Annotated in this window: 13 protein-coding genes; 3 read left to right on the forward strand and 10 right to left on the reverse strand. The window is 38.4% G+C overall.

Annotated elements, in window-relative coordinates; translation table 11 throughout:
* Positions 1 to 104 precede the first annotated feature (104 nt).
* The 5 genes from mnmG to FAZ19_RS00640 form a co-directional block, all read right to left on the reverse strand.
* Positions 105 to 1,964: a tRNA uridine-5-carboxymethylaminomethyl(34) synthesis enzyme MnmG gene (gene mnmG / locus FAZ19_RS00620; RefSeq protein WP_136818669.1), complete on the reverse strand. Its 1,860-nt coding sequence runs from the start codon at positions 1,962 to 1,964 to the stop codon at positions 105 to 107.
* 53 nt (positions 1,965 to 2,017) lie between these two features.
* Positions 2,018 to 3,886: a ribosomal protection-like ABC-F family protein gene (gene abc-f / locus FAZ19_RS00625; RefSeq protein WP_136818670.1), complete on the reverse strand. Its 1,869-nt coding sequence runs from the start codon at positions 3,884 to 3,886 to the stop codon at positions 2,018 to 2,020.
* Positions 3,883 to 4,161 (reverse strand): Rossmann-fold NAD(P)-binding domain-containing protein, encoded by a 279-nt coding sequence (locus tag FAZ19_RS00630; RefSeq protein WP_136818671.1) that lies wholly within the window; start codon positions 4,159 to 4,161, stop codon positions 3,883 to 3,885. Before FAZ19_RS00630 ends, abc-f begins: the two co-directional genes overlap by 4 nt.
* A 173-nt stretch (positions 4,162 to 4,334) precedes the next feature.
* Positions 4,335 to 4,721: a Co2+/Mg2+ efflux protein ApaG gene (apaG, locus tag FAZ19_RS00635; protein ID WP_136818672.1), complete on the reverse strand. Its 387-nt coding sequence runs from the start codon at positions 4,719 to 4,721 to the stop codon at positions 4,335 to 4,337.
* Between the two features lie 104 nt (positions 4,722 to 4,825).
* Positions 4,826 to 5,863 (reverse strand): LLM class flavin-dependent oxidoreductase, encoded by a 1,038-nt coding sequence (locus FAZ19_RS00640; RefSeq protein ID WP_136818673.1) that lies wholly within the window; start codon positions 5,861 to 5,863, stop codon positions 4,826 to 4,828.
* 289 nt (positions 5,864 to 6,152) lie between these two features.
* On the opposite strand from FAZ19_RS00640, the gene FAZ19_RS00645 reads away from it, so the two are divergent.
* A complete protein-coding gene (locus FAZ19_RS00645) occupies positions 6,153 to 6,791 on the forward strand; it encodes a DUF6266 family protein (protein WP_136818674.1) in 639 nt (212 codons plus the stop codon).
* On the opposite strand, the gene miaE is transcribed toward FAZ19_RS00645, so the two are convergent.
* The 3 genes from miaE to FAZ19_RS00660 all read right to left on the reverse strand — a co-directional run bounded on the left by miaE (position 6,792) and on the right by FAZ19_RS00660 (position 9,816).
* Positions 6,792 to 7,373, reverse strand: a complete 582-nt coding sequence (gene miaE / locus FAZ19_RS00650) for a tRNA-(ms[2]io[6]A)-hydroxylase (RefSeq protein ID WP_136818675.1) — start codon at positions 7,371 to 7,373, stop codon at positions 6,792 to 6,794.
* Positions 7,374 to 7,442: 69 nt separating this feature from the next.
* Positions 7,443 to 8,072 carry a gluconate 2-dehydrogenase subunit 3 family protein gene (locus FAZ19_RS00655; protein WP_136818676.1) on the reverse strand — a complete coding sequence of 210 codons (630 nt, stop codon included), beginning with the start codon at positions 8,070 to 8,072 and terminating at the stop codon, positions 7,443 to 7,445.
* 7 nt (positions 8,073 to 8,079) lie between these two features.
* On the reverse strand, positions 8,080 to 9,816 hold the full coding sequence (locus tag FAZ19_RS00660; protein ID WP_136818677.1) for a GMC oxidoreductase: 1,737 nt from the start codon (positions 9,814 to 9,816) through the stop codon (positions 8,080 to 8,082).
* Positions 9,817 to 10,017: 201 nt separating this feature from the next.
* Between FAZ19_RS00660 and FAZ19_RS00665 the strand changes: the two genes are divergently transcribed.
* Positions 10,018 to 11,247, forward strand: a complete 1,230-nt coding sequence (locus FAZ19_RS00665) for a glycosyltransferase (RefSeq protein ID WP_136818678.1) — start codon at positions 10,018 to 10,020, stop codon at positions 11,245 to 11,247.
* A gap of 40 nt (positions 11,248 to 11,287) precedes the next feature.
* Here the strand turns inward: FAZ19_RS00665 and FAZ19_RS00670 are convergent, their stop codons facing one another.
* Positions 11,288 to 11,713, reverse strand: coding sequence for a hypothetical protein (locus FAZ19_RS00670; RefSeq protein ID WP_136818679.1), 426 nt, complete (start codon positions 11,711 to 11,713; stop codon positions 11,288 to 11,290).
* Positions 11,714 to 11,843: 130 nt separating this feature from the next.
* Here FAZ19_RS00670 and FAZ19_RS00675 point away from each other — a divergent pair, with 130 nt between their 5' ends.
* Complete coding sequence (locus tag FAZ19_RS00675) at positions 11,844 to 12,896, forward strand: sugar phosphate isomerase/epimerase family protein (RefSeq protein WP_136818680.1); 1,053 nt, start codon at positions 11,844 to 11,846, stop codon at positions 12,894 to 12,896.
* A gap of 50 nt (positions 12,897 to 12,946) precedes the next feature.
* Here FAZ19_RS00675 and def read toward each other — a convergent pair whose 3' ends face one another.
* On the reverse strand, positions 12,947 to 13,534 hold the full coding sequence (def, locus tag FAZ19_RS00680) for a peptide deformylase (RefSeq protein WP_136818681.1): 588 nt from the start codon (positions 13,532 to 13,534) through the stop codon (positions 12,947 to 12,949).
* Between the last annotated feature and the right edge of the window lie 33 nt (positions 13,535 to 13,567).

Raw genomic sequence — 13,567 nt, forward strand, 5'->3', positions numbered from 1 at the left:
TTATACAATATGGATATCGGCTTCATTTTTTTTAAAATATTGTCTTATATCGTTCAATTTCAATTACTGTTATTTTTTAATATAAACACCTGATTTAAAGTGTTTTAATTCATATGAATCATTAAAACACTTATATCCGAGGGAGAAACCCCCGATATTCTAGAGGCTTGACCAAGTGTGCGGGGCTTTACTTTAAATAATTTTTCACGGGCTTCAATAGACAGGGAAGTTAAAGATGAATAATCAAAGTCGGGATTTATTTCTTTATCCTCCATTTTTTTCATTTTATTAACAATTTCCATTTCTTTTTCAAAATAACTTTCATATTTTATTTTAATTTCAGCTTGTTCAATCGTTACTTCATCGAATGAATTGAGAAAGAGTTGAAATTCTGTATCAGCCTGGGCTATATCCAATATGCCCACTTGGGGTCTCGTTAGTATATTAAATAGACGCGATGTTTGGCTTAGCTTGGTTGATCCTAGTTTTTCAAGTATAGGGTTTATTCGATCAGGTGTTACATTTTTTTGTTTCATGTACTTCACGATGGCGTCAGAATTTTCGATTTTATCTTTAACCATTTGTTGCCTTTCATCAGATACTAAGCCAAGTTGATGTGCTAGAGGTGTTAGTCTAATATCTGCATTATCTTGTCTAAGCAATAATCTATGTTCCGCTCTTGAAGTGAACATACGGTAAGGCTCCTCTGTACCCTTTGTTACTAGATCATCGATTAATACGCCGATATAGGATTCAGATCTTTTTAAGATCAGTTCGTGTAAATCATTCACACGTTGATGTGCATTTACGCCAGCGACAAAACCTTGTGCTGCGGCTTCTTCATAGCCGGTGGTTCCATTAATTTGACCAGCGAAGAATAATTTTTTTATGCGTTGGGTTTCCAGTGTAAGATCGAGTTGCATAGGAGGGAAATAGTCATACTCTATGGCGTAGCCTGGTCTATACATCTTAGCTCGTTCAAATCCGGGAATCAACTGCAGTGCTTTTAACTGTATATCTTCGGGGAGAGAGGTAGAAAATCCATTGACGTAAATTTCTACAGTTTTAAAACCTTCTGGTTCTACGAATATTTGATGTCGTTCTCTTTCTGCAAATCTGTTAATTTTATCTTCTATGGAAGGGCAGTAGCGAGGACCAAGACCTTTAATTCTTCCGGTGAACATTGGAGATTTTTCAAAACCGGTCTTAAGTACTTCGTGCACTTTTTCGTTGGTATACGTAATCCAGCAGCAACGTTGTTCGGAGGGTATCTCTACGTTTGCATAGGAAAATTTACCTTTTTTTTCATCCCCCCATTGTTCTTCCATAACGGAGTAGTTTAAACTTCTACCATCTATTCTAGGTGGGGTACCTGTTTTCATGCGGCCGGATTCGAAGCCAAGGGATACCAATTGTTCGGTAAGGCCTGTCGCAGATTTTTCACCCGTTCTACCTCCACCAAATTTCTTTTCTCCGATATGGATAAGACCATTTAAGAAAGTCCCGTTGGTTAGTACCACAGCGTCGGATTCAATACGGATACCTAGCGAGGTGATAACGCCCTTGGCCTGTCCATTTTCTACTATAACTTCTTTCACTGTATCCTGCCACATATCCAAATTAGATATGGATTCTAATTGTAATCTCCATTCTTCCGCAAAACGCATTCTATCATTTTGGGTTCGAGGGCTCCACATCGCCGGACCTTTAGACTTATTAAGCATACGAAATTGAATCGTAGATTTATCAGCAATAATACCTGTATAACCTCCCATTGCATCTATTTCACGTACTATTTGTCCTTTAGCAACGCCACCAATAGCTGGATTACAGCTCATTTGAGCGATTACACCCATATTCATTGTAATTAATAAAGTGGATGAACCCAAATTTGCTGCTGCTGCTGCTGCTTCACATCCGGCATGTCCAGCACCTACGACAATAACATTATATTTTTTAAACATATTTTAATTTTGATGTTTCACGTGAAACAAATTCAGGTGTTTCACGTGAAACTTTACATGTACTCTGCTAATTCTAGCCAACGCTCGGTTTTTTTATCAAGCGATAATTTTAGATTTTCAATTTCTATTGCTATCTCAGCTAACTTAATATGGTCGGTCATTTCAGATAATAAGTTAGTTTTATTAGCAATGCTATCTTCTGTTTTTAATATTTCGGTTTCTAAATTTTCGTATTCTTTTATTTCTTTATAATTTAATTTTCTTTTTTGAAAATTTTCAATAGGAGGTGGGAGAGCCGGAATAGCTTTGTTCTTAATAAGAGCCTTTTCCTCTTTTATTTTTTGTTCTTGCTCCAGTTTGAAATCTGCATAGTTGCCATTATAAATGGTAACAACACCTTCACCATCGAATATAAAAAGCTGTTCTGTTAATTTATCGATTAAATATCTGTCATGTGATACCAGTACGAGTACTCCAGGGAAATTAATTAGAAACTCTTCTAATACATTTAGGGTATCTATATCGAGATCATTAGATGGCTCATCTAAAATAAGAAAATTAGGATTCGCCATGAGCACTCTCATAAGATGAAGTCGTTTTTTTTCTCCTCCGCTTAGCTTACTTACCATGCCAAATTGCTTTTCAGGAGGGAAAAGAAATAAGGTTAATAACTGAGATGCGGTAAGCGTGTCCCCATTTGCCATTTGTATATATTCCGCAATGTTTTTTACAACATCTAGAACACGTTCACCTTCGTTAAATTGGAGGCCACTTTGTTTGTAATATCCAAACTTTGTTGTTTCTCCTATCTCGATCTTTCCATTATCTGGCATTATCTCATTTGTGACGAGATTTAAAAATGTGCTCTTTCCAGATCCATTTTTACCAGCTAATCCAATACGATCGCCCTTCTTGAAAATATAGCTAAAATTGGATATAATGTCTCTATCGTTATAGATTTTGTTTATATTTTCGATCTCGAGAATTTTTGATCCTTGACGGGAAACTTTAACACTTAGGCTTACTTTGTCGTTTTGGCGAGGACCTTTAGATTTATCTTCCAAATCATAGAATGCCTCTATCCGCGCTTTGGATTTCGTTCCACGGGCTTGAGGTTGTCTTCTCATCCACTCTAGTTCTTTTCGCAACAGATTTCGTGCTTTTTCTGCAGAAACCACATCATTGTATTCCCGTTCAGATTTCTTTTCTAGGTAATAAGCGTAATTACCTTTATAGATGAAAAGTTGTCCTTTGTCTAACTCTCGGATTTCTGAAGAAATGTTATCCAAAAAATAACGGTCGTGTGAAACGGTTAATACTGTTTTATTCCCTGTTGTTAATAGTTTTTCAAGCCATTCGATGGTTTCTATATCCAAATGATTGGTTGGCTCATCTAAAATGTATACATCTGGCTCATCAATTAATAATTTAGCCAATGAAAGACGTTTTTTCTGTCCACCAGATAAATTATCTATTTTTTGATCAAAATTGGAAATTTGTAGTCTATTAAGAATAGTCTTAATATTGTGTTCATACTCCCATGCATTTAAAGAAGTTAGTCTATCCGTAATATCAGCTAGTTTATCGTTGTCAATATCCTCACTATCAATTAATTGTTCATATTCTTTTATTAATTGTTGCTGTTCGTTGTCGGCACTATATATAAAATCATTGATTGTATTCAATCTAGAAAAATTTGGTTCCTGAGGAAGATAACCTATGCGGATTCCTTTCTCTTTTACTACCTTTCCTTGATTCGGGGGAAGTGTTTCAGCGAGGATTTTTAAAAGAGTAGATTTCCCTGTGCCATTTATACCTACCAAAGCCACCCGTTCTCCTCGCTGTAGCGCAAAATGCAAATCTTTAAAAAGCCATTTGTCATTAAAAGAATGACTTACCTGTTCTGTACCTAATATACTCACGCTATTTTTTTTATTTCTTCTGTTTTATAAATATAAATTCGTTTGCTCGAAAAAGTAGCAACATGTACTATCGTCAAAATAACTAGGAGGGAATCGAAGTTGCGTAGATTTTTAAACCTACTAACTGATAACATATCTGCTAGCCTATGAATAATAGCTGCGATTTTTTCTAAAAACCTCTTGTCGATTCTATTTCCGTTGAACAAAGAAGGGCGGAAAAATTTTATACTTTCAACTTCCTCTGCCATTAAATCTCGGTCTGTTTTTCCCTTCATTTGTGATTAGAAATTTTTAGAATCGGGATTGGCTAAGTATATACTAATCCGTTGGTTCGCAATACCAATACGCAATATTTTCTCGCAGACATACTTCTCCACAACAAAAGTAATGAAATATTCTTTTTAAGAGTGGAAAATAGTAGGAGAGACTATGTTTTTACAAATACCTGTTAATTATATCTGAAATCAGCTATTAAATTGAATCGGGGAATATCAACATGAATAATAGCAGAATCAACTTCACGAACCATCGTATAAAAGCCTTCCATATAGCCCATATCACTTTTTAAATTACAACCCGAGACATATTGATGAGTATCTCCTGGTGCTAACGTGGGTTGTTCACCTACAACTCCTTCGCCATCAACTTTTTTATGTGCACCAATAGAATCGAAAATCTCCCAATGTCTGCTGAGTAATTGAGCCGTATGATCACTCGCATTTTCGATCGTGATCCGATAAGCAAACATGAAATGCATATTATTAGGATTAGAATATTCAGGCTGATAGATGCATTCTACAGAAACTTTTATTCCAGACGTCGTTTGCGTAATCATATTTAATTCAAAAATAATAACTTACGGGGACTTTTCATAGTGGTTCTGTAAACAAACAGAACAAATCTGCAGATTCGTAGGTTCGCAAACCTGCAGATTTGTTTCTAAACTTTACTTGCTTCACGTACTTTCGGCGCAATCTTATTCCCGTATATTTCAATCGCTTTCATCATATTTTTATGAGATGGACTACCTACGTCCATATGTGCGGAAAAACGGGTTAAATTAAATGTTTCTTTCACGCGGAGAATTTTATCTATCGCTTCATTTGAATCCCCTACAATTAAATGACCATGTGAAGATCGTCCGAAGTCAAATTGTGAGCGCTGGTAAGGGGGCCAACCCCGAGTAGCACCTATTCTATCCATTTGAGCAGAATAAACGGGATAATATTGGTTAGCTACTGTCTGGCTGTCGTCACCGAAAAAGGCGTGCATGTGGACACCAACCTGAAATTTAGACATATCATTGCCATTATCAGTGTAGGCCTGTTCATACAATTCAAATAGTGGTTTGAATTGTTCCCAATTTCCACCTATAATGGCAAACATTACGGGGAGACCTAATTTACCTGCTCGGATAACAGAGGATGTAGTTCCTCCAACGGCTACCCAAATTGGTAAATGATTGTTGGTAGCGCGGGGTAATACCTCCTGATTAATTAATGATTTACGAAATTTACCAGTCCAATTAATCGGGTTTTGGGTATTTATTTTTAGAAGGAGATCTAATTTTTCTTCGAAAAGCTCACTGTAATCTTTAAGGTCATACCCGAATAAAGGGAACGATTCAATAAAGGAACCTCGTCCGGCCATTAGTTCAGCCCGACCGTTTGAAAGCAGATCTACTGTAGCAAAATCTTGATAGAGTTTTACAGGATCCGTAGAACTCAACACAGAAACGGCACTACCTAGTTTTATGTTTTTGGTAACAGTCGAGGCTGCTGCTAAAATAATTTCAGGCGAAGCAACAGCATAGTCCGGTCTATGATGCTCCCCCATTCCAAAGAAATCTAAACCAACTTCATCCATTAACTTGATTTCTTCAATAATTTCTTGAAGACGTTGTTGAGTAGATTGGATTACTCCTGTTTTGGGATCTATTTGCAGATCTCCAAACATCCCTATTCCTAATTCTAACATAATTTTTTCTCCTTTATGAAAACAAAGGTACTACCGGAATCTCTAATAAATCTTGAACTAGATTAATAATTTTAGAATTTCAACTTTTTTGCTTTTGCTAGGATACAGGAAGGATTTATTTTCGATATTAACAAGGATATAAGAGGGATATTATAGGGGGTTAACAGGGGTTTAATAGGGGTATTGTCACTATGATATCACTATAATTATCATTTAAAAGTAGATTAAATAGATGACAAATAGCGAAATTATGCCTAACTTTAACAGACAACTAACCCAATAAAGAATTATGGCAATACAAAAAGATGGACCAAACGGAGCTTTTATCGGAAAAGTAGGCAGCGTTTTCGGATACGTAATGAACGGACAAAATATTATTCGGGGTGCAAGAAAGAAAAAAAAGAGGAAACCGAGTGAAGCGGAATTACTAAATCGAAAGAAGATGAAGGTTGCCGGGGAATTTATGAGCATGATATACCACGCAGTACGGTATGGCTATAAAGACATAGCACCCAAGGGGAGCCGTGTAGGCCCAGTGCAAATGGCACAATCGCATGTGTTAAAAGAATGTATGGAATTAAATGATCGACAGGAACCTTTTGTAAACCCAGAGAAGCTATTGGTTTTTCGGGGAAAATTATCGTCCCCTCAGGAATGTGTGGTTGAACAAGATGGTGATAGCTTAAAATTCCGTTGGCGGATTAACTCCGCGTATAATGATTCTTCTTATAAATTCAATGTATTCATTTACGAAATTGGTGTTGAAGCAGATATAAAGATTGCTATAGTCGACGCAAATTTGGGCCAGTGCACAGTACCTTTTCCGTTGTTGAAGAAAAGCAAAAGTCCTGTACATGTTTATGCGGGTTTTGTGGATGTGTTTGAGGGCGTGCTATCCGATTCGGTTTATCTTGGTGTGGTAGGGTAATTACCCGTGTATGTGTTCCTTATTTCCATAGGATTGAATAAGTTGCCCTTCAAAGTCTAGCCATTCTTTCCATCGCTTATCAACATCCACATCAATCGTATATTTGCGCGCAAAATTTAAAAATGTGGTGTAGTGGTTAGCTTCAGAGACCATGAGATCATAATAGAACTTGGCCAAGGTTTCATCTTTTAAATTTTGAGTCAGGACCCGAAAACGCTCACAGCTTCGTGCTTCGATCATGGCGGCAAATAACAATCTATCAATGAAAGCTTGATTGCGCGATCCATCTTTCTTCGAAAACTTCATCAGTCGACCAACATAGTCATCCTTACGTTCACGGCCTAAGGTATAGCCTTTTTCTTTGATGATGTCGATTACCATCTTAAAATGTTCCATTTCTTCAATGGCTATTGCTGTCAGCTCATGTACCAAATCTTCGTATTCCGAATTCTGAGTGATCAACGAAATAGCATTCGATGCTGCCTTTTGCTCACACCAAGCGTGATCGGTTAATATTTCTTCTAAATTTGATTCCGCAATATTCGCCCAACGAGGATCTGTTAATAGTTTTAAACCAAGCATAGTCAATCGATTTCTAAATCCAAACTTAGATAAAGTTATTTTATATGCAAAATAATATAGAAGAACTAATTAAATCACCCCCTCTAAATCAAAACCATGTTCCTTCAGAACGTCTTGTGGCACACCATTCCATACCCCCGGTATATTACCCACATATCCAATGTCTTTTACACCCATCTGACTAGTGAAAAAACCCGAGGCTGTTAGGTTTCGCAATAGTGTGAAGAAAGCAACCCCTTGCTGCACCTCCGGATTTGCCTTACTCGGATAGGCAATCTCATCCAATAATGCAAATTGCTCCTCCTGTTTACATTCAATGAAAACGTTATTATATTTCTTTTGAGATCGTACGTCTAACCATTTCAGACCGCCTCGCATTGGTATTTGGCCCTCTGGAAGATCTTTTACCATAAACTCAATAAAATCAGGGACGCCTGCCTCGGAAGCAGAACCCGAAATATCATCTTTTGGTATAATAAAATCAACCAGCAATGTGATGGTAGCAAATTCGTGCTTGCTGAAGAATGTTTGCTCCGTAATTTGGATATTTCGGGCATGCTCAAAGTCTTGAACACCCGGTAATTTATCTGCAAGTTTAAGTTTGGCAGTATCTATCTTTTTATTATTACAGGAATTGGCAATAATTCCTGATCCTGCGGCTAAAAACCCCAGTGCTTTTAAAGTGTCTCTTCTATTCATGATGCCGTTAGCTGTTGAGTTGAGTCTTTTGATTTAATATATACTCTGATGTCCGCATGGATAAGGCAAGGATTGTCCAGGTCAGGTTTTTATCTCCTTGCTGAACGAATGGACCCGCATCGACTACAAAAAGATTTTTGCAATCATGTGCCTGCCCCCATTTATTAAGTACTGATTTTTTTGGATCGTCACCCATACGTGTCGTTCCTCCCTCGTGAATAATTTTTCCGGGAGCTTCAAGACCATACAAGCTGTCTTTTCCGGGAATTTGTGAAGTTATAACGGCACCCATTTCGTGCATAATGGACTGAAAAGTTTCTTGCATATGTTTTGCTTGCGCAATTTCTTCGTTCGCCCATTTATAATGGAATCGTAACACCGGGATACCAAATTTATCGACTCTATTTGGATCTATTTCGCAATAATTGTCTTTACGGGCTAACGCTGTTCCGCGTCCGGCCATTCCAATATTTGCGCCATAGAAGTTACGGTAATCCTGCTTCAACCCCAATCCATAGCCCCCTTTTTCCTTTGCTTGCCCAGTGGCTCCTGCTGCGTGATTGTTCACCTCTGGAACCCAATTTAAAAAGCCATAGGATGGCATGTGCAGACCGCCACCATATTCAATATGGTATCCTCTGGGAAAGCTAAGATTTTTATTATCCAACCACCAAGGCGAGTAAATATGTACACTGCCTACTCCGTCTTCGTTATACCGCTTTCGTTCCATAAGTTGTGGAAGGAAACCTGATAAACTTGCTCCAGTCGAATCATGTAGGTACTTTCCGACCAAACCGCTACTATTGCCTACTCCGGCCGGGTGCACAGAAGATTTAGAATTCAGCATGATGCGAGCACTTTCACAAGCACTGGCACCCAAAATCACAGCTTTTCCTTTAACCGTATATTCCTGCATATCCGTAGTGTTTACATAGGAAACACCCACAGCAAGACCTTCGTCATTAGTCAAAACCTCCCGCACCATCGCATTGTCTACTAAGGTTAGGTTTCCGGTTTTCATGGCTGGAAAGACCAAACAAGATGATGATGAAAAGTCACCATAAACTTTACACGATCTTCCGCATTGACCACAGTAAAAACAGACACCTCGATCTTTATTTCCCGGCAAAGCTTCTGTTAACACGGATCCGCGTCCCGGAATAACCGTTACCCCTGCTTTTCTGGCACCCTTTGTAATGTATAATTCGTTTAATCTCGGCTTCGGCGGCTTCAGGAAAATGCCATCAGGTTCGTTTGGAATCCCCTCTACCGTACCATATATTCCCACCAGACGATCAACTCGGTCATAGAACGGCTTTACCTCGTCGTAGGTAATTGGCCAAGCATCCGTAACACCATCCTTAGGTTTAAAATCTTCAGGACCCATTCGAAGAGAAATTCTTCCCCAATGGTTTGTACGACCGCCTAACATGCGCGCTCTAAACCATTCAAAGTCTGTGCCCGCGACTTTAGTATAGGGTTCGCCATTGAGTTGCCAACCGCCGAAGGCCGCGTCAAAATCACCAAATGGTCGAGTAGTAGAAGCTCCGCGACGAGGCGATTCCCAAGGCCATCTTAATTGAAGTGCATCTTTTGCCGGATCAAAATAGGGGCCAGCTTCCAGCATCAAAACTTTTTGGCCAGCATGAGCCAATATATAACCGGCCATTCCTCCTCCAGCACCCGACCCAACAATTATGGCATCGTACTCTTCTGGATTTTCTTTAATTTGTAAATTGATCATAAAACGTTATATCAGTCTTATTTTAGGTTTTCTATATATGCTAATACAATTTAGCGAAATTAAAATTAGATAAAATATTCGAATTAAAGAAAAGGAAACAGGATTATTACTTTTTCCATTGCTAAATAAAATATCTACTTTCGAAAGATGGAATTATTGTGGGATTGTCCATGTTGTTGGGGATTAAACAAAATTAAGCGGATGAAAAAGATTCTAATTATAGGACTGGTTTGGCCAGAACCGACATCTTCTGCGGCAGGTTGGAGGATGTTACAGTTGATAAAGTTGTTTTCCTATTCCTACGAAGTACATTTTGCCTCCTCCGCAGGCAAATCAGATTACTCCCATGATTTAGTTGCATTGGGAGTTCACGAGCATAGCATACTGTTAAATCACAGCTCATTTGATAAGTTTATCAGTCAACTTCAGCCTGATGCAGTATTATTCGATCGCTTCATGATTGAAGAGCAGTACGGTTGGCGTGTTGCAGAATACTGCCCTAATGCATTACGTATATTAGACACGGAAGATCTGCATTTTTTGCGATTGGCCCGGCAAGAAGCCTACAAGAAAAATCAACCACTAAATATAAATTCAGATACGGCAAAAAGGGAAATAGCGTCTATTTTACGCTCCGACATCTCGCTTATCATTTCAGAAAATGAAATGGAAGTTTTACAAAATGAATTTAATATACCGCCAAATCTTTTATACTATTTGCCCTTTCAGGAGGATGAAATTGCCGCGGATAGAATTGACCGATGGCTGAATTTTGAGGAACGAAAGCATTTCGTCTTTATTGGTAATTTCATCCACGAGCCCAATTGGCGGACCGTAGAAATTTTAAAAAATATCATTTGGCCTGTGTTAAGAAAGAAAGTACCTTCTGCGGAATTACACGTTTACGGATCCTATGCTTCAGAAAAAGTATTTCAATTACACAAACCTCAGGAGGGCTTTTACATAAAAGGCAGAGCTGGTAATGCGCGACAGGTGTTAGAACGATACCGTGTGTTATTGGCACCCATTCCTTTTGGGGCAGGAGTAAAAGGCAAATTGATAGATAGTATACAGGCGGGGACGCCAAGTGTCAGCTCATCCATAGGAGCTGAGTCCATGTCGACAAATGGCAAATGGAATGGTTTTATATGCGATGAATATCCCGAGTTTGTGGAAATGGGAGTCGCGCTCTATAATCATAGAGAACTTTGGTATACGAGTCAACGGACAGGAGTACAAATTTTGAATGAGCGTTATGCAAACACGACTTATGGGACAGTGCTTTTATCGCTGTGCACGGATAAATGCAGCCGTCTAATAGAAGACAGAAATACTAATTTTATGGGTCAGATTCTCCGTCAACAGCATCATCAAGCTACAAAATATATGGCGCTTTGGATAGCAGAAAAAAACAAGAAAGCGCAACCTTAGCTGCGCTTCTTTTCTCATTAATTTAACGTTTGTTACTACCTTACCTTTTTCTTTTAAATACAATCTCGGTTCGCACGCTAGCCGTGATATTTATTAAAGTCAACGTGGCGATTGACTGTACAATATTTTCTTTAATATCGTAATCCATACCATCAAACGTCATTTTTTTAGGAGACGATAGGTTATAATTCTTGGATGTCTGTACATCAGATTCGGTTGTTTTTATCCACGCTTTACCATCTTTGTCGAAATTCAGTGTTTGATTTTCTGCTAATAATTCTGTCGTTATATTTAATGTGTTATCTGAATTTCCAGATATTGTCTTAGTGGCTTTTTGCCATACTCCGGCGGTAATAATATTTAAAGCTGTATCACGAGTGATGCTATCTATCGTTTCCTTGCTACAGGAAGACAATCCGATTATGGAAACCGCCATGAATAGTATTAATGTAATTTTAGTTTTCATATGTATATAATTATTTGTAGTTATATACCAACTATTGTACCAACCCCTAAAATATAAAGACAATGATTTATGTTAGCTCAAACTAAAATCAGATTTCTTACCTTTATAAGGCAATCAAAAAACAAACTAAATGAAAACAATCAAAGGACCAGGTGTTTTTTTGGCACAATTTATAGGAGAGGAAGCCCCTTTCAATTCATTGGACGGTATTTGTAAATGGGCCGCTGATTTGGGCTTCAAGGGAATTCAAATGCCTACATTAGATAAGCGATTTATAGATCTTCGTCTTGCTGCAGAGAGTAAGACGTACGCCGACGAGCTAAAGGGTAAAATAGCTTCGTATGGTTTGGACATTACCGAGTTGTCTACGCATTTGCAAGGGCAATTGGTTGCTGTTCATCCAGCATATAATGAATTATTTGATTCTTTTGCTGCGCCTGAAGTGAAAAATAACCCGAAAGCGAGAACAGAATGGGCTATTCAACAGTTGAAATATGCCGCTCAAGCATCGCAGAATTTGGGTTTGAAAGCACATGCCACCTTTAGTGGATCCCTATTATGGCAATATTTTCATCCGTGGCCCCAACGCCCAGAGGGATTGGTCGATGAGGCTTTTACCGAATTAGCAAAAAGATGGACACCTATTTTAGATGCATTCGAAGAGTGTGGGGTTGATGTCTGTTATGAAATACACCCGGGAGAAGATTTATTCGATGGTATTACGTATGAAATGTTTTTGGAGAAAGTGAATCAACATCCTAGAGCCTGCCTGTTATATGATCCATCGCATTTCGTACTACAGCAATTGGATTATATCCAATACATCGATTTTTATCACCAACGGATTAAGGCTTTCCATGTGAAAGATGCTGAATTTAATCCAACGGGACGACAAGGTACATTTGGCGGATACCAAAGTTGGGCAGATCGTGCAGGAAGATACCGTTCCCCGGGCGATGGTCAGGTTGACTTCAAAACTATTTTTAGTAAGTTAGCGCAATACGATTACGATGGATGGGCGGTTATGGAATGGGAATGTTGTATCAAGAATCAAGAAGATGGAGCCCGCGAAGGATCAGAATTTATTCGCAAAAATATAATCCATGTAACAGACAAAGCCTTTGATGATTTTGCTGGAGCTGAAAACGATGCAAATTTTAACAGGAAAATATTAGGACTATAAATTACATTCATCTAAAAAGGCCAATGAATATTTTATTGGCCTTTTTAGCGTTATCGTCCTTTTTTGACAAAAGGGAATTTCATCTTGTAAGATACCGTTACATTACCTTTCGAGATAGCATCTAACTTGCTTTTCAACATGGCCTTTTTTACAGGACCTAATTTATCGATAAATAATTTTCCCTCGATATGATCGTACTCATGTTGTACAATACGTGCTGCAAGTCCGGATAAAGCGACTTCATGTTCTTCGAAATCCTCATCAAGATAATTAATAACAATATTGGCAGGGCGTTGCACTTCTTCGGTAATATCTGGGATGCTTAGGCATCCTTCGTTGAATCCCCATTTATCTCCGGTCTCCTCTACTATAATTGGGTTTATCAATACTTTTTTGAAATCTTTCAACGACGGATCGCCTGCTTCATCTTCATCATCTTCTGCAAAAGGAGATGCGTCAATCACAAAAAGTCGAATCGGCAAACCCACCTGTGGGGCAGCAAGTCCCACACCACGGGCTGAGTACATCGTTTCAAACATATTGTCGATTAGCTCTTTTAAATTTGGGTAATCTTCATCTATTTCGGCGGTCTTTTTTCGTAACACGGGATCGCCATACGCTACTATTGGTAATTTCATTTTCTTTATTTGCAAAGTGCAAAGTTACCAATT

Source organism: Sphingobacterium alkalisoli (genome assembly GCF_005049105.1).
Taxonomy (GTDB): domain Bacteria; phylum Bacteroidota; class Bacteroidia; order Sphingobacteriales; family Sphingobacteriaceae; genus Sphingobacterium; species Sphingobacterium alkalisoli.

Coding starts and splice junctions, on each gene's coding strand:
- mnmG (WP_136818669.1), bottom strand. CDS start 1,964: ATGTTTAAAAAATATAATGTTATTGTCGTAGGTGCTGGACATGCCGGA.
- FAZ19_RS00630 (WP_136818671.1), bottom strand. CDS start 4,161: ATGAAGGGAAAAACAGACCGAGATTTAATGGCAGAGGAAGTTGAAAGT.
- apaG (WP_136818672.1), bottom strand. CDS start 4,721: ATGATTACGCAAACGACGTCTGGAATAAAAGTTTCTGTAGAATGCATC.
- FAZ19_RS00640 (WP_136818673.1), bottom strand. CDS start 5,863: ATGTTAGAATTAGGAATAGGGATGTTTGGAGATCTGCAAATAGATCCC.
- FAZ19_RS00645 (WP_136818674.1), top strand. CDS start 6,153: ATGGCAATACAAAAAGATGGACCAAACGGAGCTTTTATCGGAAAAGTA.
- miaE (WP_136818675.1), bottom strand. CDS start 7,373: ATGCTTGGTTTAAAACTATTAACAGATCCTCGTTGGGCGAATATTGCG.
- FAZ19_RS00655 (WP_136818676.1), bottom strand. CDS start 8,072: ATGAATAGAAGAGACACTTTAAAAGCACTGGGGTTTTTAGCCGCAGGA.
- FAZ19_RS00660 (WP_136818677.1), bottom strand. CDS start 9,816: ATGATCAATTTACAAATTAAAGAAAATCCAGAAGAGTACGATGCCATA.
- FAZ19_RS00665 (WP_136818678.1), top strand. CDS start 10,018: ATGAAAAAGATTCTAATTATAGGACTGGTTTGGCCAGAACCGACATCT.
- FAZ19_RS00670 (WP_136818679.1), bottom strand. CDS start 11,713: ATGAAAACTAAAATTACATTAATACTATTCATGGCGGTTTCCATAATC.
- FAZ19_RS00675 (WP_136818680.1), top strand. CDS start 11,844: ATGAAAACAATCAAAGGACCAGGTGTTTTTTTGGCACAATTTATAGGA.
- def (WP_136818681.1), bottom strand. CDS start 13,534: ATGAAATTACCAATAGTAGCGTATGGCGATCCCGTGTTACGAAAAAAG.